Annotated in this window: 22 protein-coding genes; 8 read left to right on the top strand and 14 right to left on the bottom strand. The window is 72.0% G+C overall.

Annotated features, from left to right (window positions below; translation table 11 throughout):
- Positions 1-45 precede the first annotated feature (45 nt).
- The 5 genes from BLU27_RS27890 to BLU27_RS27870 form a co-directional block, all read right to left on the bottom strand.
- On the bottom strand, positions 46-1200 hold the full coding sequence (locus BLU27_RS27890) for an Mrp/NBP35 family ATP-binding protein (RefSeq protein ID WP_092656700.1): 1155 nt from the start codon (positions 1198-1200) through the stop codon (positions 46-48).
- Between the two features lie 9 nt (positions 1201-1209).
- Complete coding sequence (locus BLU27_RS27885) at positions 1210-1842, bottom strand: DUF1003 domain-containing protein (protein WP_092658420.1); 633 nt, start codon at positions 1840-1842, stop codon at positions 1210-1212.
- 178 nt (positions 1843-2020) lie between these two features.
- A complete protein-coding gene (locus tag BLU27_RS27880; RefSeq protein ID WP_197681606.1) occupies positions 2021-3277 on the bottom strand; it encodes a magnesium transporter MgtE N-terminal domain-containing protein in 1257 nt (418 codons plus the stop codon).
- A gap of 82 nt (positions 3278-3359) precedes the next feature.
- Complete coding sequence (locus tag BLU27_RS27875) at positions 3360-4034, bottom strand: hypothetical protein (RefSeq protein ID WP_197681605.1); 675 nt, start codon at positions 4032-4034, stop codon at positions 3360-3362.
- A gap of 68 nt (positions 4035-4102) precedes the next feature.
- Positions 4103-5236, bottom strand: a complete 1134-nt coding sequence (locus BLU27_RS27870; RefSeq protein WP_241827679.1) for a magnesium and cobalt transport protein CorA — start codon at positions 5234-5236, stop codon at positions 4103-4105.
- A gap of 399 nt (positions 5237-5635) precedes the next feature.
- Here BLU27_RS27870 and BLU27_RS27865 point away from each other — a divergent pair, with 399 nt between their 5' ends.
- Both BLU27_RS27865 and BLU27_RS27860 read left to right on the top strand, forming a co-directional pair.
- Positions 5636-6220 (top strand): YflT domain-containing protein, encoded by a 585-nt coding sequence (locus BLU27_RS27865; RefSeq protein ID WP_241827678.1) that lies wholly within the window; start codon positions 5636-5638, stop codon positions 6218-6220.
- A gap of 7 nt (positions 6221-6227) precedes the next feature.
- Positions 6228-6803, top strand: coding sequence for a histidine phosphatase family protein (locus BLU27_RS27860; protein WP_092656698.1), 576 nt, complete (start codon positions 6228-6230; stop codon positions 6801-6803).
- A gap of 27 nt (positions 6804-6830) precedes the next feature.
- On the opposite strand, the gene BLU27_RS27855 is transcribed toward BLU27_RS27860, so the two are convergent.
- Complete coding sequence (locus BLU27_RS27855; RefSeq protein ID WP_092656696.1) at positions 6831-7709, bottom strand: alpha/beta hydrolase; 879 nt, start codon at positions 7707-7709, stop codon at positions 6831-6833.
- 70 nt (positions 7710-7779) lie between these two features.
- Positions 7780-8187, bottom strand: a complete 408-nt coding sequence (locus BLU27_RS27850) for an NUDIX hydrolase (RefSeq protein WP_092656694.1) — start codon at positions 8185-8187, stop codon at positions 7780-7782.
- Between the two features lie 122 nt (positions 8188-8309).
- On the opposite strand from BLU27_RS27850, the gene BLU27_RS27845 reads away from it, so the two are divergent.
- From BLU27_RS27845 to BLU27_RS27830, 4 genes are all read left to right on the top strand, one after another.
- Positions 8310-8945, top strand: coding sequence for a DUF6758 family protein (locus BLU27_RS27845; RefSeq protein WP_092656692.1), 636 nt, complete (start codon positions 8310-8312; stop codon positions 8943-8945).
- A 121-nt stretch (positions 8946-9066) separates the two neighbouring features.
- A complete protein-coding gene (locus BLU27_RS27840) occupies positions 9067-9957 on the top strand; it encodes a PHP domain-containing protein (protein WP_241827677.1) in 891 nt (296 codons plus the stop codon).
- 91 nt (positions 9958-10048) lie between these two features.
- Positions 10049-11029: a RecB family exonuclease gene (locus tag BLU27_RS27835; protein WP_092656690.1), complete on the top strand. Its 981-nt coding sequence runs from the start codon at positions 10049-10051 to the stop codon at positions 11027-11029.
- A gap of 82 nt (positions 11030-11111) precedes the next feature.
- Entirely contained in the window at positions 11112-11384 is a 273-nt protein-coding gene (locus tag BLU27_RS27830) for a hypothetical protein (RefSeq protein ID WP_092656688.1), read from the top strand.
- Here BLU27_RS27830 and BLU27_RS27825 read toward each other — a convergent pair.
- Complete coding sequence (locus BLU27_RS27825) at positions 11373-12263, bottom strand: alpha/beta fold hydrolase (RefSeq protein WP_092656686.1); 891 nt, start codon at positions 12261-12263, stop codon at positions 11373-11375. The genes BLU27_RS27830 and BLU27_RS27825 overlap by 12 nt on opposite strands.
- A 139-nt stretch (positions 12264-12402) precedes the next feature.
- On the opposite strand from BLU27_RS27825, the gene BLU27_RS27820 reads away from it, so the two are divergent.
- A complete protein-coding gene (locus BLU27_RS27820) occupies positions 12403-13176 on the top strand; it encodes a L,D-transpeptidase (RefSeq protein ID WP_092656684.1) in 774 nt (257 codons plus the stop codon).
- Between the two features lie 83 nt (positions 13177-13259).
- Here BLU27_RS27820 and BLU27_RS27815 read toward each other — a convergent pair whose 3' ends face one another.
- On the bottom strand, positions 13260-14915 hold the full coding sequence (locus BLU27_RS27815; RefSeq protein ID WP_277869319.1) for a DEAD/DEAH box helicase: 1656 nt from the start codon (positions 14913-14915) through the stop codon (positions 13260-13262).
- Between the two features lie 238 nt (positions 14916-15153).
- Here BLU27_RS27815 and BLU27_RS27810 point away from each other — a divergent pair, with 238 nt between their 5' ends.
- Complete coding sequence (locus BLU27_RS27810; protein WP_092656680.1) at positions 15154-15876, top strand: ferritin-like fold-containing protein; 723 nt, start codon at positions 15154-15156, stop codon at positions 15874-15876.
- 192 nt (positions 15877-16068) lie between these two features.
- On the opposite strand, the gene BLU27_RS27805 is transcribed toward BLU27_RS27810, so the two are convergent.
- The 5 genes from BLU27_RS27805 to ligD all read right to left on the bottom strand — a co-directional run bounded on the left by BLU27_RS27805 (position 16069) and on the right by ligD (position 18830).
- A complete protein-coding gene (locus tag BLU27_RS27805) occupies positions 16069-16332 on the bottom strand; it encodes a GlsB/YeaQ/YmgE family stress response membrane protein (protein ID WP_092656678.1) in 264 nt (87 codons plus the stop codon).
- Between the two features lie 113 nt (positions 16333-16445).
- Positions 16446-16673, bottom strand: coding sequence for a DUF3107 domain-containing protein (locus BLU27_RS27800; protein ID WP_092656676.1), 228 nt, complete (start codon positions 16671-16673; stop codon positions 16446-16448).
- Positions 16674-16903: 230 nt separating this feature from the next.
- Positions 16904-17521 carry a TetR/AcrR family transcriptional regulator gene (locus BLU27_RS27795; protein ID WP_092656674.1) on the bottom strand — a complete coding sequence of 206 codons (618 nt, stop codon included), beginning with the start codon at positions 17519-17521 and terminating at the stop codon, positions 16904-16906.
- A 23-nt stretch (positions 17522-17544) separates the two neighbouring features.
- Positions 17545-17721, bottom strand: coding sequence for a hypothetical protein (locus BLU27_RS29405; protein ID WP_157728835.1), 177 nt, complete (start codon positions 17719-17721; stop codon positions 17545-17547).
- A 197-nt stretch (positions 17722-17918) separates the two neighbouring features.
- Positions 17919-18830 (bottom strand): non-homologous end-joining DNA ligase, encoded by a 912-nt coding sequence (ligD, locus tag BLU27_RS27790; RefSeq protein ID WP_241827676.1) that lies wholly within the window; start codon positions 18828-18830, stop codon positions 17919-17921.
- Between the last annotated feature and the right edge of the window lie 74 nt (positions 18831-18904).

The raw sequence follows: 18904 nt of genomic DNA, 5'->3' as shown, positions 1-18904 counted from the left end.
AGCGAGTGCCCGCCTGGTACCTCCACCTCCGCCGGAGGCCGGCTGTCAGCGTCCGGTGGGAGTGAGCCCCAGCGACCGCCCGACGAGGCTCGGCCGACGGTCGGCGAGCTGCTTCGCGAGCCCCGCGAGCACCTCCGACGCCGCCGCGCTCGGGTCGTCGAGCACGACCGGGCGGCCGGTGTCGCCGCCGGTCCGCAGTCGCGGGTCCAGCGGGACCTCCGCCAGCAGCGGTACGTCGTATCCGAACCGCTCGCTCAGGGTGGCCGCCACCCGCGCACCTCCGCCGGTGCCGAACACGTCGATCCGGTGGCTCGGTCCGCAGTGCGGGCACGGCAGCCAGGACATGTTCTCCACCACGCCGACGACCTTCTGGTTCAGCATCGAGGCGATCGTCCCGGCGCGTTCGGCCACCTCGGCGGCGGCCTCCTGCGGGGTGGTCACCACCACGACGTCGGCGTTGGCGAGCTGCTGGCCCACGGAGATGGCCATGTCGCCGGTGCCCGGCGGCAGGTCGAGCAGCAGGACGTCGAGGTCGCCCCAGTAGACGTCGGACAGCATCTGGCCGAGAGCCCGGTCGAGCATCGGGCCGCGCCAGGCGACGACGTGCTGACGGCCGGGCTTGAGCATGCCGATGCTCATCACCTTCACGTCGTACGCCGGCACCGGCATGATCATCTGTTCGACCCGGGTGGGCCGCTGGTCGGCGATGCCCACCATCGCCGGGACGGAGTGGCCGTACACGTCGGCGTCCAGCAGCCCGACCTTCAGGCCCTGGGCGGCCATGGAGACCGCGAGGTTGACCGTCAGCGACGACTTGCCGACGCCGCCCTTGCCGGAGGCGATGGCGTAGACGCGGGTGAGGGAGTCGGGGCGGGCGAAGGGGTTCTCCTTCGCCGGGGCGGTGCCGCCTCCGCGCAGCCTGCCCTGCAGCTCCTGCCGCTGCTCGGCGCTCATCACGTCGAGGGTGACCTGGACGTCGCGCACGCCGGGCAGCGCGGACAGCGCCTTGGTGACGTCGCGGGTGAGCGTCTCGCGCATCGGGCAGCCCGCGACGGTCAGCAGGACGGTGACCTCCGCGGTGCCGTCCGGGCGTACCTGCACCGAGCGGACCATGCCGAGTTCGGTGATCGGCCGGCGGATCTCGGGGTCGAGGACGCCACCGAGGGCAGCGTGGAGTTGTTCCTGGTTAGGCACCGTCATACCTCGATGCTACGGGCTGCCGTCCCGGCCGCTCCGCCCGCGGGAGCGTGACGTACGTGACGTCTGGCCGCCCGACGGCCCCGGGCGGGCCGCGGTGTCGGCACTCACGTGGTCCCCGTCGCCGTCGTTTCGGAGCTCCTCCAGGTCCGTGAGCAGCGAGCGCAGCTCCGACCGCAGGAAGTCGCGGGTGGCCACCTCGCCGACCGCGAGCCGCAGGGAGGCGACCTCGCGGGCGAGGAACTCGATGTCGGCCCGGGTGCGGACGTTCATGTCGCGGTCCTGGTCGTACTGCACCCGGTCGCGGGCCTCCTGGCGGTTCTGGGCCAACAGGATGAGCGGTGCGGCGTACGACGCCTGGGTGGAGAAGAACAGGTTGAGCAGAATGAACGGATACGGGTCCCACTGGAGGCCGTAGATCCCGACGAGATTCAGCGTCACCCAGATGATCACGAACACCGTCATGTACGCGATGAACCTGGCGGTCCCCATGAACCTCGCGAAAGTCTCGGCGAACCGCCCGAACAGCTCCGGGTCGTAGTGGGGGTGGAACGTCCGGGTGGGGATCCGCGGCGTGTCCAGCCGCCGTCGGTCCCGCCGTGCGCCGCCCGACTCGCGGAAGCGGCGTTCGGCCTCGGTGCGCAGCTCCTCGTGGCGTTGCTCGGCCTCGCGCTGGCGGTCGGACTCCCGCTGGCGTTCGCTCTCCTTGCGGCGCTCGTCGTCGCGGCGGCGTTCGCTGGCCCGCCGGCGTTCGAGCGCCCGGCGGCGTTCCAGGGCGCGCCGGCGCTCGTTGTCCCGAGCGTGCTCGGGCTCGCGAGGCTCCTCACCCGCCACGGGTCACCTCCGTGAACCGCTCGCGCCAGTCGTCGGGGAGCAGGTGGTCGAGGACATCGTCGACGGTCACCGCTCCGAGCAGCCGACCGGACTCGTCCACCACGGGCGCGGCCACCAGGTTGTAGGTCGCGAGGTAGCTGGTGACCTCCTCCAGGGACGCCTCCGGCCACATGGCCTCCAGGTCGGTGTCGAGCACGCCGGAGATCAGGTCGGAGGGGCGTTCGCGGAGCAGTCGCTGGATGTGGGCGACGCCGAGCAGCCGGCCGGTCGGCGCCTCCAGCGGCGGGCGGCAGACGTAGATCATCGCGGCCAGCGCAGGCGTGAGCTCGGGGTTGCGCACCTGGGCGAGGGCGTCGGCGATCGTCGCGTCCGGAGGGAGTACGACCGGGCTGCTCGTCATCAGGCCGCCGGCGGTGTGCTCCTCGTACGTCAGCAGGCGCCGGACGTCCTCGGCCTCCTTCGGCTCCATCAGCCGCAGCAGGTGGTCTGCGGTCTCCTGGGGCAGCTCGGCCATCAGGTCGGCGGCGTCGTCGGGTGACATCTCCTCGATGACGTCGGCGGCGCGTTCGACGTCGAGCGCGCCGAGGATCTCCACCTGGTCGTCCTCGGGCAGCTCCTCCAGGACGTCGGCCAGGCGTTCGTCGGCCAGCGCCGAGGCCACCTCCGCGCGCCGCTTGGGGGTCAGGTCGTGCAGAACCGCCGCCAGGTCCGGCGGGCGCATGCTCTCCAGCGTCGCCAGCAGGTGGGTGGCGCCCTGGGACTCCTCGACCAGGCCGAGCCCGGTGACGGCGTCCCAGTCGACCACCGACGTCTGGCCGCGTCGCCCGAACCGCTTGCCCCGCTTGAGGATCGCCACCTTGGTCACCTGCCAGTCGCGGGCCCGGGACGCCTCGATGCCGAGGTCGATGACGGTCACGTCCTCGCCGGTCTCGCGCAGCGTCACCGTGCGGTCGAGGAGTTCGCCGAGGGCGAGGGTCTCGGTGGGCCGCTGCTGGAACCGGCGCATGTTGACCAGCCCGGTGGTGACGATCTGCCCGGCGTCCATGCTGATCACCCGGGTCATCGGGAGGAAGATGCGGCGCCGGCCGAGCACCTCGACCACCAGGCCGAGCACCCTCGGCGGCTGGTTGCGCGGGCGGAGCATGACCACGACGTCCCGCGCCTTGCCCACCTGGTCGCCACGTGGGTCGAAGACCACCGCCGAGGCCAGCTTCGCGACGAACACCCTGGTGGGGGTACCGCTCACCACTGGTCCTACCCCTTTCGTCGCCAGGGTCAGGCTAACGTCCCGGGCGCCTGGAGGAGAGCGAGGTGACGGGCGGGCCCGCTCAGGACAGCCGCGGGCGGTGGCGGGGGCGCTTGTGCACCACCCAGGGGAGCCGCCCGGTGGTGGTCGCGGGACTGCCGGGCGGACTCGCGGCCGCCCGGTCGCCCGGCATCCTTCCGGGCTCCTCCAGCACCTCACCGCTCGGTGCGAGCCGGACGATCACCGCGGTCCGTGCCCAGCGGGCCGGCAGGTCGGCGGCGTCGGTGGCGTTCAGCCGGTCGCCGCGCAGCAGGAGTACGGCGTCGTCCCACTCCTGCGTGCCGGGCCGGAGGCGGCGTACGTCGGCACGCCAGGTGACCAGCCGGGCGCCGGAGTCCTTGGAGCGGCAGGTCACGGTGGCCTCGGTGACCTCGGCCAGCCCGGGCAGGGCCTGCTCGGGCCGTGCCACCGGGTGGTCCGGTTGCCCCGTCCGCTCCGTCCGCGCCAGGTGCCGCGGGTTCTCGGCCTCCTCGGGCTGCTCGGCCGCCGCTGTCGGGTTCTCGGCCACGACGTAGGCCGCGCCCTCGGACCAGACGTGCCAGGCCGGGCGGGGCCGGTCCAGGCCGGCGTAGTCCAGCCACAGGACCGACGAGCGTCGGCAGGCCTCCTCGACCAGCGCCGTGCGTACCGCCCCGCCGGAGTCGGCGCGCTCGGCTTCCGCCTGCCCGGCGTGCTCGGCCCGCTCGGCTTCACCCATGAGGTGAGGCTCTCACACGCGCGGCCCGCGGCACAGCGGGCCGCGCGGCGACGAGCTCACCCCGCGACTCACAGCCAGCCGTTGCGCTTGAAGTAGCGGTGCAGGCCGAAACAGATCCCCACGATGAGGGTCATCACCATGTAGTAGCCGTAACGCCAGTGCGTCTCCGGGATGAACTCGAAGTTCATGCCGTAGATCCCGGCGATCATCGTGGGCACCGCCAGGATCGCCACCCAGGCGGAGATCTTGCGCATGTCCTCGTTCTCGGCGACGGTGAGCTGTGCCAGGCCCGCCTGCAGGATCGAGGTGAGGAGTTCGTCGAACGCCGAGACCTGCTCGCGCACCCGGGCCAGGTGGTCCTCGACGTCCCGGAAGTACTCCCGGATCTCCGGTGCCACCAACCGCACCGGACGCTCGGCGAGCTGGCGCAGCGGCCCGGCCAGCGGGGCGACCGCGCGCTTCAGCTCCAGCACCTCACGCTTGAGCTGGTAGACGCGCTCGACGTTACGGGCGCCACGGGCGGAGAAGATCGAGATCTCCAGCTCGTCGATGTCGTCCTGGAGCCGGTCGACCACGGTGAGGTAGTCGTCGACCACCCGGTCGGCGACGGCGTGCAGCACCGCGCTCGGCCCGTGCCGCAGGTGGTCGGGGTTGTCCTGAAGCTGGCGCCGCACCCGTCCGAGCTCGCTGTGGTCGCCGTGCCGGACGGTCACCACGAACTCCGGTCCGACGAACGCCATCAGCTCACCGGTCTCGACGACCTCGCTGGAGGCGGTGAACTCCTCGTGCGGGCAGTAGCGCACCGTCTTGAACACCGCGAACAGCGAGTCGCCGTACCGCTCCAGCTTGGGCCGCTGGTGGGCGGTCACCGCGTCCTCCACCGCGAGCGCGTGCAGGTCGAACTCCTCGGCGATCCCGGCGAGCTGGTCGCCGGTGGGCTCGAACAGGCCGATCCAGACGAAGCCGCCGCCGTCTCTGGCGCGGCGCACTGCCTCGGAGTAGGAGGTGACGTCGTCCTGGCGCTTGCCGTCACGGTAGAAGGCCCAGTCGACGACCGCCGTACGAGGGCTGTCCGTTCGCGTGCCGCTCAGGTGACCGTTGGAGTGGGGGTCGGGCCGGCGGCGGATGGCGCGCATCATCGCGCGGGCGCGGCGTCCGCCGAGAACGGCGTTGCGGTGGTCACGAACACCGGAAAGGGCCACGAGCGGCACCTCCTTGTCCCGAACTTGTCCCGGGCTGATCCCGAACGGTGGGCAAACGGACTCGTCCACCTGCGGTGGACGGCGGACGTCCTCCGTGGCCGGGCTGCCGGGGCGGGTGCGGACCGGATCGAACCGTGTCTAGCGCGGCACGGTCGGCGGGCGACGGAGGACGCGGGTACTGCACGGACAGGCAGGTTTCACCCGAGCACCTCCTTCACACCGGGCCCTCGCGAGGGCGGGACCACCTCGAAGGTCGCACACAACTGCGTCCACAGCGCCCAAGACGAGCAAATTCGGACATTCACCAGTGTTCACGGCGACCGAGGGACAGGGTATCAGCGCCAAACCAGAAGATGGCGCGCATCCTCGAAGGATCGACGGGCATCCTCAGGGGAACTCGTGACCGGCGGATCCGGAGCAGACTGGTCCCAGCGACATCACACCAGACCACCGGCCGAGGACGAGCAGCCCAGCGACGACGAGGGGTTCCCCATGCGCACTACGCCGAGACCACTGCCGGAGTTGCCCACCGGCGTGCCCGTCGGGTCCTACCAGACCTACGCGGACGCACAGCGGGCCGTCGACTTCCTGTCCGACAACAAGTTCCCGGTGGAGAACGTCTCCATCGTCGGCAACGACCTGCGGCTGGTCGAGCGGGTGACCGGCCGGCTGACCGAGGGCCGCGCGATCGGGGTCGGAGCCGCGGGCGGCGCCTGGTGGGGGCTGTTCGTCGGCATCCTGCTCAGCCTGTTCGCCCCGCGCGGCGCCAACACCGTTCTGCTGCTCATCTTCGGCATCGTGATCGGCGTGATCTTCGGGATCATCTTCGGCTGGATCGGCTACCGCGCGACCGGCGGCCAGCGCGACTTCACCTCGATGACCCAGGTTGTCGCCGGGACGTACGACGTGATCTGCAAGGCCGACCACGCCGAGGAGGCCCGGCAACTGCTGGCCAGGCTCGCCCTCCAGCGGGGCGAGTTGTGAGGCCCGGGTGAGCACCCGGCAGCCGGAGCTGTGGCTGACACGGCACGGCGAGACCGAGTGGAGCCGGGACGGACGCCATACGGGGAAGACGGACGTGCCGCTGACCGAGGCCGGTGAGCGTGCCGCCTGGGCGCTCGGGGACCGGTTGGCCGGTACGTCGTTCGACCTCGTGGTCACCAGCCCGCTGGCGCGCGCCCGGGAGACCGCCCGGCTGGCCGGGTTCGGTGACCGCGCGGTGGTCGAGCCGGACGTCCGGGAGTGGGACTACGGCGAGTACGAGGGGCGGACCACCGCCGACATCCGTACCGACGTCCCGGGGTGGAGCGTGTGGAACCACCCGGTGCCCGGTGGGGAGTCCGCCGAGCAGGTGGGTGCCCGTGCCGACCGGGTGATCGAGCGGATCCTGGCGGACGTGGCCGAGCGGGCGCTGATCGTCGCCCACGGGCACTTCCTGCGGGTGCTCGGCGCGCGGTGGCTCGGCCTGTCAGCGCGCAAGGGCGCGCATTTCGTCCTCGACGTGGCGACCGTGAGCGTGCTCGGCTGGGAACGCGAGACCCCGGCGTTCGACCGCTGGAACGCCTGAGCAGCGGCCCGGCGGTCGCTGCCCGGCTCACAGGTTCCAGGCGAGGAAGCGGAGCTGTTCGGGTGCCATCCGGCGCCAGTAGCCGACCGTGTGCGCGCCCGGCTGGAACCCACCGGCCGGAGGCGGGGTCAGCCCGGCGACGAACTCCCGGGTCGCCGCCGCGAAGGGGTCGTCGCGACCACAGTCGACCCGCAGCCGGAGTCCGTCGAGCGGACGCTGGTCGGCGAACACGTCGTTGGCGGCGAAGTCGGTGGGCCCGTCGAACGCACCGGGTCGCACCTCCGAGTACTCCCGCCACAGCGCGGGGCTGACGACGACCGCCGCACCCACCAGGTCCGGGCGGGCCGCGGCGAACAGCAGGGCACCGAAACCGCCCATCGACCAGCCGATCAGGCCGATCCGATCCGTGCGCAGGCCGCGTTCCGCCAGCCGCGGGAGCAGTTCGGTGAGGAGCATCGCCTGCGGGTCGTCCCCGTTGCGGCGGCGGTGCCAGAACGTCGAGGCGCCGCCGTCGACGGACACCAGCGCGAACGGCGTCGGCCAGTCCGCGGCGGCCGCGGCCATGAAGCGGTCCAGCCCGAGTTGGTCGAAAGCCGAGCGGTGGTCGCCGCCGCGCCCGTGGAGGGCGAGTACGACCGGCAGTGCGGCGTCGGTGGGGGAGCCTGGCGGGTACGCGACCGTCCAGGCCACCTGGGCGCCGGCTCGTTCGGCGGAAGTGAAGGTGCCGCTGAGCTCCGGGCCCGGCGCGACCTCGGGGACGACGCCGTTCTCACCGGTGAGTCCGAGCGCGGTGTGCATCATGGTCCGGCCGGGGACCAGCCCGGACTCGACCAACCCGACGGCGGCGGTGCCCGCGGCGAGGGTTCCGATGCCCGCGGACAGGAGCGAGCGGCGACTCGGTGGCATGCGGGCAATCGTGGCATGACCGCTCAGATCGTGATCACCCAGGCAAACCAGACGCTCGGGCCAGGAGGCTCTAGTCCAGTACGCCCCATCCGCGCAGCGTCTCCATCAGCCCGGGCGTGGTGGGCAGGACGGCGAGTTCTGCCGGGCTCACCCAGCGGGCGTCCGCGGCGTCGTCGCCGGCCTCCGGTGTCCCGGCCGGGGGGCCCGTCGTACACACGTAGTCCAGGATCAGGTAGGTGACGCCGCCCGGTCCGGGCCGCTCGACCGACCCGAGCAGCCGACCGGCGACGACGGACAGGCCGGTCTCCTCGGCCACCTCGCGCACCGCGGCGGCGGGCGCGGACTCACCTGGCTCCACCCGGCCGCCGGGCAGCGACCAGCGGCCGACGTCGGGCGGGCGACCGCGGCGTACCACCAGCAGCCGGTGCTCTTCGTCGCGGACGACCGCACCCACACAGAGCACCCGTCGCCGGTCCATTTCGCCAGGCTAGGCCAGAGCGGGGCCAGAGCCGGGTCCGGAGCCGGACCGCCCGCGTCCCGGCGTGCGACACGTCCGAACGACCCTTGACGCGCGAAGCCGGAACGGGAACCGTCGTACCCATGAAGGGCCACCCCGTATGCCCGAGATGCCACGGGGCAGTGCGTGCGCCGTCGGCCTGGGCCGACCGGTGGACCTGCCCGGTGCACGGAGCGGTGCCCCCGCTGCAGCCGTTCGTCCAGCCCAGCGCCGACCTGGTGCGCTGGCTCGCCGCCCGGTCGCGGCTGCCGCTGTGGGTGCCGTGGCCGCTGCCGCACGCCTGGGTGATCACCGGCATCGGACACGCCGGCAGCGACGTCGAGGGGGTCCGCGCCACGGTCGTGGCCTGCTCGGGCCCGAACCCGTTGGGCGGCGCCGGCGAACTCCTGCTGGTCGCGGAGGAGATGGGCGTCGGGCTCGGTGCGGCGTACGCCGGAATCGAGGGCATCGACCCTGGCGGCCGCGTCGGCCGGGGAACCCCCCAGGCGAAGGTCGAGGCCGACGGCCATCCGACGGCACTGTGGCTGGCCGACGCGCCACCGGACCGCGCGGTCTACGCCGGCGAGTCGGCCGCGTCGTGGCTGTGGCTGGTCTTCCATCCCGACACCGCCGGGGCGCTGCTGCTGGAGCCGATCGAGCTGATGGACGTCCGAGCGCTCGGCCACGAGGTCGACCTGCTGCCGTACGGCGCCCTCACACCGAGGCTGCGCGACCCCTGACCGGCCGGGCGGTGGACCCCGGAGCGCGGCACACCCTAGGGTCGGACCCGCCCGCACGATCCGCACTCCTCGCCCGCCGCCACACCGTCGTGAAGCCGGGCACCCGTCGGCTGGAGAACCGGTGCGCCTCATCGACCTGCACACCCACTCGAACTGTTCGGACGGAACCGACCCGCCGGCCGAGCTCGTCCGCCGCGCCGCCGCTGCCGGCGTGGACGTCCTCGGGCTCACCGACCACGACACGTTCGCGGGCTGGGACGAGGCACTGGCGGAGGCCCGGCGCCTCGGCGTCGGACTGGTCCCGGGTGCGGAGGTCTCCTGCCGGCTGGGCGGGGTGAGCGTGCACATGCTGGCGTACCTCCCCGATCCCGACGACGCGGAGCTCAACCACACGCTCGGCCGGGTACGCGAGGGCCGCAACGCGCGCGTGCCCCTCATCCTCGACCGGCTGCGCGAGCACGGCATCGACCTGACGCCCGAGGACGTCGCCCACCAGTCGCGGGCGGCCACCTCGCTCGGTCGCCCGCACGTCGCCGACGCGCTGGTCGCGCGAGGGTACGCACGGGACCGGCGGGACGCCTTCGACCGGTGGCTGAGCGAGGGGAAGTCCGGCTACGTCACGCGGTACGCGCCGGACCCGGCCGAGGTGATCGGCGAGGTCCGCGCGGCCGGCGGTGTCTGCGTACTCGCTCATCCTCGTGGGCGTTCCAGCCACCGGGTGCTCACCGACGAGGTGATCGGTGACCTGGCCGAGGCCGGGCTGGCCGGCCTCGAGGTCGACCACCGCGACCACGCTCCGGAAGTACGCGTGCGCCTGCGCGAACTCGCGGGTGTGCTGGACCTGGTGGTCACAGGTGCCAGCGACCACCACGGTGCCGGCAAAACCGACCACGAACTCGGTTGCTTCGGCACCGCCGAGGAGGAGTTCGCCCGGCTGCTGGACCGCGCGCGGTCGGCGGCCGATCGGTCCGGCCGGAAGACACCGGCGCCGTACCTCCCGTACGTGCCGTAGCCGACGTCGCGCACGTACACCCACGAACTCCGTCGCGCCGCCGAACGGGCGTGGGTGTGCCCTTGGGGGTGGGCCTTGGCAGGATGGCCGGATGAGCGCGATGGAGCAGCTGGGGTTCGACGCGATGCCGCGCCGGTTGTTCCGGGCGACGCCGACCAGGTTGGTGAGCTGGCTGGACTGCCCGCGCCGCTACCGGTTCACCTACCTCGACCGCCCCACCCCGCCCAAAGGTCCGCCGTGGGCGCACAACAGCGTGGGCGCCAGTGTGCACACCGCGCTGGCGGCGTGGTGGCGGCTTCCTGTGCAGGAGCGCACGCCGGTGGCGGCCGCCCGGATCGCCTGGCGGGCCTGGATCGACGAGGGCTTCCGCGACGACGCCCAGAGCCAGCGCTGGCGAATGCACGCGTGCCGGCTGGTGGAGGACTACGTTGCGCGGCTCGACCCCACCGACGAACCCGTCGGCGTGGAGCGCACCGTCGCGCTCACCACGTCCACGCTCGCGTTGTCCGGACGCGTCGACCGCATCGACCTGCGCCCCGTCACCCGCCACGGCTACGGCGAGGAGGACGAGGACGACCTCGACGACATGGACGGCGTCGACGATGGGGAGGACGTCGAGGAGGAGAGGCCGGGTGGCCACGCAGCAGAGCACGACGACAGCGCGCTCGAGCTCGTGGTGGTCGACTACAAGAGCGGCACGCGGGTGCTCACCACCGCCGACGCGCGAAGTTCGCTGGCACTCGCGGTCTACGCCGCCGCGACCGCTCGCACCCTGCGCCGGCCGTGCCGGAAGGTGGAGCTGCACCATCTCGCGTCGGGCACGGTCGTCGGCTGGGAGCACACCGAGGAGTCGCTGCGCCGTCATCTGCACCGGGCCGACCAGATGGGTGCGGAGGCTGCGCACGCCGAGCAGGCGTTCGCGCAGGGACTGTCCGCGGCCGACCTCGACGAGGTGTTCCCACCCCGGCCCGGTCCGCTGTGCCAGTGGTGCGACTTCTCCGCCCACTGCCCGCAGGGACGTTCCGCCTACCCGACCCGGCGACCGTGGGAAGGCCTGGACCCCAACGTCTAGGCCCGAACCCACGTGGGGAAGGTGCCGGGATTGTCATCGTGGCCCGCTCGCCCACGCGTAGTGCGGCACCTACGGTATGTACATGGATCTGCTTCGCCTGTTGACCACACCGCGCAAGTTGCTCGGCGGGGCGACCGTCGTGTTGTCGGCGCTTGCGGCGGTGTGGGTGTTCGGGCAGAACGACGGCAGGCTGCCCGCGGGACTCCTGCTGCTGCTTCCGGTCGTCGTGCTCAGCGTCATGGCGTGGAAGCAACGGCGGGCCGGCCGAGGCTGGATCTACCTCTTCTTCGCGTGGGCGTTGGCCTTCGTGGCCTACGGCGCGTTGTTCCCCGGCGGGCTACGGCTACCCGGCTGACGTCGCCGCGTCGCGGCTGAGGGAGTTCCAGTACGCCGTGAGCGCGTCCGCCGTGGCCTCGGGCCGGTCCACCGCGGGGGAGTGACCCGCCCCCTCGATCTCGTGCACCTGCGCACCGAGCCGGTCGGCCATTTCGCGTTGTACGGCAGGACTCCACGCGTCGTCGTCGACGCCGAAGGCGACCATCGCGGGTACGCCGGTGGCGGCGAGCTCGGCCACCAGGTCCGGTGCGGTGACGAGCTGGCGGGTGAACGCGGTGAGCGAGACGGGATTGTTGGCGCGGAACCTCCGGGCGAGGAACTCCTCGATGTGCGCGGGTTCCTCGGCCGCGCCGTTCCTGCGTTCGAGCTCGCGCTTGGCGGCGTACACCGCGGCCAAGCCCTGCGTCGGAATGGCTTCCACCATGAGGTTGAGCAACTGCGCCTGCTGACCGCCCAGTCCGGCGGGGCCTGACCCCAGCAGGGTGAGGGACGCGAACGCCTCCGGCTTGGCGAGCACCGCGGCCCGGGCGATCAGGCCACCGAACGAGTGACCGACCAGGTGGACGGGACCGGCATCCATCGCCTCGGCCATCGCGTACGCGTCCAGCCCGAGCTCGTTCAGGTCATACGCCGACGGCTCGTCCGGGCCGGCGGTTTCGTACTGTCCGCGCTGGTCGACCGCCACCGCGCGTCGCCCGGTCCGGGCCAGCAAAGGCAGCAATGACAGAAAGTCCTCCTTGCTGCCGGTCCAGCCGGGAAGCAGCAAAGCCACCGAGCCGGGAACGGCCGAACTCCATTCCGCAGGCCCGGCTTCCAGTACCGCGAAGTCACCTCGGGACGTGCCCAGGCGGGCAGAGCGGACACCTGTGGGCAAGTCGAGAAACCTCGGTGTGCTCATGGAACGTCACGCTAGCGTTGCCGGAGTTCGGAGCTGCGACAGGGCGTGAAATTGCGCCACATATACGCACTAGGATGGGCGGCCCCGTGATCTTCGCGGAGCCTCCCGTTCCACGTTCCTCGTAAGGAGAGGTGCTGCCATGAGGCACGCCGCGTCGCGCGAACGCCCGCGTCCGCGCACCCGGCTTCGTAGGTGGCGGCTGCTCGCGGCGAGCGGATCCGCCCTCGTGGTCGCGGTGGCACTTCTCGGCGCTGTCGGCGTGCTGCCTCTCGGGGATGTCCGCATGGTCGCCTCGACCGGAAACTCCGTTCTGGACAACCGTTCGCGGCAGATCGCCGACCGTTCCGTACGCGCGGCCGACGGTCGGTCCACCGGAAAGCCGGCTGCGACCCCGCGGCCCACCGCAACTCCGTCGCCCAGCCGCACGCCGACCACCAAGCAGGCACCGGCCGGAGTGGCCGACGCCACGGTGGCTCTGGACGCGGTGTCGGCGACCGTCGGCGACAAGATGCCCGCGGGCACCGGCAACGGCAAGCGGATCGTGTACACGCTCTCCGGCAACCACGTGTGGCTGGTTGACGCGGACAACACCGTGCGCCGGTCCTATCTCGTGTCCGGCACGAAGTTCGGCCAGGTCTCGCCGGGCACCTACCACGTCCTGCGCAAGCGCCGGCACACCACGAGCTACGACGGCGCCGACCGCATGCAGTACATGGTGACGTTCACCCACGGCCGGAACGCCGCGATCGGATTCCACGACATCCCGATCGTGATCTCCACCGGCAAGCCGATCCAGACCCGGCTGCAGCTCGGCCAGTCGCTGTCCGACGGATGCGTACGACAGGACCCGGCCGACGCCAAGGCGCTGTGGGAGTTCGCGCCGGTGGGCACCAACGTCGTCGTCCTGCGCTGATCTTCGCGCTGGGACGGGTCACCGAAGAGTCGGTCAGCGGGCCGATCGTCGGCCGGCCCGCGGGTTCGTCCAGTTGTTGTGGCTCAGCCGGCAGTCGAGTCGGCTGCCGAATCGGCGGTGCTCGGACCGCTGCCGTCGCCACCACCGCTACCACCGCGCCGACGGGTACGCGTACGACGACGCCTGGGTGCGCTCGCTGCGGACTCGTCCCCGCCCGAGCTGCCGGCGGCCGGGTCCGCGGTGCCCGCTTCGGTCCCACCGGCACTGTCGCCGCGTTCGGCGACCACCACGCCGGCACGGGTGCGCCGGCGTTGGCGGCTCCGCCGGGACCGCGGGCGGTCGGCATGCTCCTCGTGCTCGTCGGACAGCCCCTCGGACAGCCCCTCGGACTGCCCCGAGGACTGCCCGGCCTCGGCTGTCCGCCCACGCCCGCCGTCGGTACCGACACCGGACCGCCGCCGCTCCCGCGAACGCCCGCCCGGCTCGCGGCCGCGCTCGCGGTCACCGGAACGGGTGCCGCCCTTCGGGGCGCCGACCCGGCCGGTCACCTCCTTCGGAATGCCGAGGTCGGTGAACAGGTGGTCGGAGGTGGAGTAGGTCTCCACCGGCTCCTCGAACGGCAGGCCGAGCGCGTTGTTGATCATCTTCCAGCGCGTCAGGTCCGCCCAGTCGACGAACGTCACCGCGATCCCGGAGGCGCCCGCGCGACCGGTCCGGCCGATGCGGTGGACGTAGGTCTTCTCGTCGTCGGGACAGGTGTGGTTGACGACGTGGGTGACGCCCTCGACGTCGATGCCGCGCGCCGCGACGTCGGTGGCGACCAGGACGTCGACCTTGCCCGAGCGGAAGCGTTCCAGTCCGCGCTCCCGGGCCACCTGGCCCAGGTCACCGTGGATGGCGGCGACGGCGAACCCGCGGTCGGCCAGGTCGTCGGCCAGCCGCTGCGCCGCGCGCTTGGTCGTACAGAACACCATCACCCGGCCGCGGCTCTCCGCCTGCAGGATCCGGGCGATCACCTCGGGCTTGTCCAGGTCGTGGCAGCGGTAGACGAACTGCGCGGTGGCGGGTACGACCTGGCTCTCGTCGGCCGACTCCGCGCGGACGTTGATCGGGTGGCGCATGTGCCGCCGCGCCAACTGCACGATCGAACCGGGCATGGTGGCCGAGAAGAGCATGGTCTGGCGCATCTCGTGTGTCTTGGCGATCAGCCGCTCGACGTCGGGCAGGAAGCCCAGGTCGAGCATGCGGTCGGCCTCGTCCAGCACCAGCAGCTTGACGTGGGCCAGGTCGAGCGCCCTGCGGTCGGCGAGGTCGAGCAGCCGGCCGGGAGTACCGACGACGACCTCCACGCCCTCCGCCAGTGCGTCCAGCTGGGGCTCGTAGGCGACCCCGCCGTAGACGGTGAGGATCCGGGCGGCACGCACGGACGCGGCGACCTTCAGGTCGGCGGTCACCTGAACAGCGAGCTCCCGGGTCGGGGCGACCACCAGCGCCTGGGGCTTGCCCGGCGCGTCCAGGTCTCCGAAGTCCCGGTCGGTGGGTACGACGATGCGCTGCAGCAGCGGGACCCCGAACGCCAGGGTCTTGCCCGTGCCGGTGCGCGCCTGAGCGATCAGGTCGGCGCCGGTGAGCGCGATGGGAACCGCCATCTCCTGGATAGGGAAGGGCTCGGTGATCCCGACGTGCGCGAGGGCCTCGACGATGTCGGGCAGCGCGCCAAGTTCTTTGAAGGTCGTCAGAGCTTCTCGCCTCTTGGTTCGTCACACTCGGTGGTGTGCTGGATCTGGACTGTGCGCGTAGGGGTGGGGCTGCGACGTCCGCGCGGCGGCCAGCAGATGATCAATGGCTGCCGGGACGGCTCCCCGCCACCGTGAGTCTATCCGCTGACCCTCCCGTCGCCTTGACCAGGCGGCCTGACCGGGCTCGCGAGGCGGACGTAGCCGCCCTGATCGCAGCTGCACGCCCTAAGCTCGGCCCATGAGCGAGAGCCCGGAGAGTTCGCCTGCCCGCACGTCGTCCGCCGGGGTCGCGGCCCACGACGATCCGGTCTACCGGCCCGCGGTGATCGACCTGCTCGGCGTGCTGGCGTACGGCGAGCTGACCGCCTTCGAACGACTCGCGGACGACGCCACGCTGGCGCCCACGCTGGAGGACAAGGCGGAGCTGGCCGCCCTGGCGGTGACGGAGTTCCACCACTACGAACGCCTGCGCGACCGGCTGCGCGACCTCGGCGTCGAGCCCGTGTCGGCGATGCGGCCGTTCCAGGCGGCCCTGGACACCTTCCACCGCCACACCGCCCCCGCCGACTGGCTGGAGGGGCTGGTGAAGGCGTACGTCGGGGACGGCATCGCCACCGACTTCTATCGCGAGGTGGCCGCCTACGTCGACGCGGACACCCGAGCGCTGGTGCTGGAGGTGCTGGAGAACACCGGGCACGCGGTCTTCGTGGTGGATCGGGTCCGCAAGGCCATCGCGGAGGAGCCCCGGATCGGTGGCCGGCTCGCCCTGTGGGGGCGGCGGCTGGTCGGGGAGGCGCTGTCGCAGGCCCAGCGGGTCGCCGCCGAACGCGACGTGCTCACCGCGCTGCTGGTCGGCGGGGTGGACCGCCCCGGCATGGATCTCGCGGCGATCGGCCGGATGTTCGCCCGGCTGACCGAGAAGCACGCGCAGCGGATGGCCACACTCGGCCTGCAGGCCTAGGGTTCCGGCGGCGCTGCTGGGCTGAACGACAAACGAAGGACGCGCCGGCCGGGCCTGGCGGGCCCGGACCCGCGCGTCCGGTCGTACCGCGTGGTTCGGGTGGCGCTGCGAGGTCGGCAGCGTCCTGAACCGGACTCCCGGAACTACCGGGAACTCACGTGCGGACTCGTACGTACCTCACCTTGTGACGCATTACCTCCCGCGGCGGCTGGTCAGAGCCGACGCGATCGCCACGAAGATGGCGGCGAGGATGATGCTGATGATCCAGCGGATCCAGTCAGGACCAGACGTCGACGCGACACCCAGCGCGCCGGCAACCCAGTATCCGACCAGGACACCGACGATTCCGCAGATGATGGTCAGCCAGATCGGGATGTTGTCCCGGTTGCTCGGGGCCACCCATTTCCCGAGCAGGCCGATGATGATGCCTGCGATCAGAAGGCCGATAAGGCTCATCTAGGTCACCTTCCATGGAGCTGCAAGTGTGTCCCCCCAGGGCCCGTTCGGGCCCTGGGGCGGTGCTCCCTCGACCGAAGCCGTTCGTCCCCCGCGGTTGGCAGGCCGAGGTGTTACATGGCGCCGAAACCGACGCGACGCTCCGACTCGGGACCGATCTCGACGTAAGCGAGCTTGGCGGCGGGAACGACGACACGGCGGCCTCGCTCGTCAGCCAGGCTGAGCAACCCGTCGTCACCGTGGAGAGCCTTGCTCACCGCGGCCTCGACGGCCTCGGGACTGTCGTTGCTCTCCAGCACGATCTCCCGAGGAGCGTGCTGGACACCGATCTTGACCTCCACGTGGTCGCCCTCTCTTCTTCTTCGTCGTTGTCCTTGTATCGGGGCGCTTTGTCGGTCGGTTGACCGCCGGTGCCCCAGTTCGGCAGCCTCTCACTCCCATGGTGCACCGGCGGGGACGAGGCTAGCCGAGAACGTGCGCTAAGTCGCGAAGGATGATCCGCTTCGTCCCTTTGGTGCACCCACCGGTCGAGCGTGGGAAGCCGCGGCGGAACCGGCGCCTGGGCGAGTGGTCATTCGGCGCGCGGGAACCCCCTGATGCCCCGCCAGGCGAGGGTGGTCAACAGTCTGGTCGCCTCGTCCCGGCCGATCGCACCCTCCGAGGACAGCCACCACCGCGCGGTGACCTGCGCGGTGCCGGCGAGCCCGGCCGCCAGCAGGAGCGCCTGCTCCCGGGGTACCCCGGCGTCCTCCTGGATGACGTCGGCGATGGCGTCCGCACACTGGTGGGCCACCCGGTCCACGCGCTCGCGGACGGCGGGTTCGCCGGTCAGGTCGGACTCGAACACCAGGCGGAACGTGCCGTCCTCGTCGCTCACGAAGTCGAGGTAGGCCCGCATCGTCGCCGCGACCCGCTGCTGGTTGTCGGTCGTCGACGCCAGTGCGGCGCGTACGGCGTCCACCAGGCCGTCGCAGGTGGCGTCCAGCAGCGCGAGATACAACTCGAGCTTGCTCGGGAAGTGCTGGTACAGCACCGGTTTGCTGACTCCCGCGCGGTCGGCGATGTCGTCCATCGCGGCGGCGTGGTAGCCGACCGCGACGAAGACCTGGCGCGCCGCGTCCAGCAGTTGGGCACGTCGGGCCAGCCGGGGGAGTCGGCCGCCGCGCGGGCGGGCCTCGGACACGGTCACGTGGGGCTCCTCAGTGCCGGCGGTCAGCGGTATTCGTCGTCGTCGAGGTCGACCTCACGGAGTTGCTCGGCGAAGTCGGCCTCGGGTGTCTCGAGGTCGGGCTCCTCCGGCTCCTCGGCCGTCTCCTCGGCGTCGGCGGGCTCCTCCTCGAGGGCGGGTTCCTCGACCTCGCCGTCGAAAGGTACTTCGGTCTCGGACATGGCCTGCCTCCTCATTCCATCCGTTCCATCCGTGCGCGAACCGCTCGCGCCGCGGGTGAACCGAGCGTTCGAGTCCGGCGTACCCACCGCCTTCCTCCCGACAGTAACCCGACAGTAACCGCGAAGCCCCGCCGCCGGCAGCCCGAACCGAGCGAATCGGGCGAACGCCCGCAACGACCCGGCTCCGGGCGGAGCGGTCAGGGCAGCCGTTGCTCCAGCGTCGACAGGTCGGCGAACAGGTCCCCGAACTCCTCCACCCGGTCGAGGACGTCCGCCGGCCCGAACGACAGGGCCTCGGCCTCCTCGCAGCCCTCCACCTCCTCCCAGGTGAGGGGAGTGGAGACCGTGGGGGCCTCCCGGCCGCGAAGGGAGTACGCCGCGATGGTCGTCTTCGCGGGGTTGTTCTGGCTCCAGTCGAGCAGCACCTTGCCCGGGCGCAGCGACCTGCGCATCGAGGAGACCACCAGCTCGGGGTGGTCGTGGGCGAGCTTCTCGGCCAGCTCCTTGGCGTACGCCGAGGTCGTCTCCCCGGAGGTCTCGGCGATCGGGACGTACATCTGCATGCCCTTCCCGCCGGAGGTCTTGGCCCAGGCACGCAGCCCGTCGGCGTCGAAGAGGTCGCGCAGCAGCAACGCCACCTCGCAGCAGGCCACCAGGTCGGCGGGCGGGCCCGGGTCGAGGTCGACCACCAGCAGGTCCGGCCGGCGGACGCCGCCGCGTGGGCCGACCCGCCACTGCGGGACGTGCAGCTCCAGGGCGGCGAGGTTGGCCAGCCACACCAGCGTCGGCAGGTCGTCGGCGACGACGTACTCGACCTCCTCCCGGTCACGGGTGCTGCCCGGAGAGGCGACGGTGACGGTGCGTACCCAGTCGGGGGTGCCGCGGGGGACGTTCTTCTCGAAGAAGGGCTGCCCGCCCACCCCGTCCGGCCACCGCTTGCGGGTCAGCGGGCGGTCGGTGAGCCGGGGGAGCAGCACCGGCGCGATCCGCGAGTAGTAGTCGATGACCTCACCCTTGGTGAAACCGACCTCGGGGTAGAGCACCTTGTCGAGGTTGGACAGGGAGAGCACGTGCCCGTCGATGCGGACCCGGGTCGCCTTGTCTGCCATGGGGACCATCCTGCTCGGTCGCGGCGGGTTCGGCCAAGCGGGCCGCCCGCGACGCGCCGTGGACACGCGCCGGC

The organism is Actinopolymorpha singaporensis (assembly GCF_900104745.1).
In the GTDB taxonomy this organism is placed as follows: domain Bacteria; phylum Actinomycetota; class Actinomycetes; order Propionibacteriales; family Actinopolymorphaceae; genus Actinopolymorpha; species Actinopolymorpha singaporensis.
Note: the sequence above shows the minus strand (reverse complement) of the source record. Positions and strands in the feature narration are given on the sequence as shown.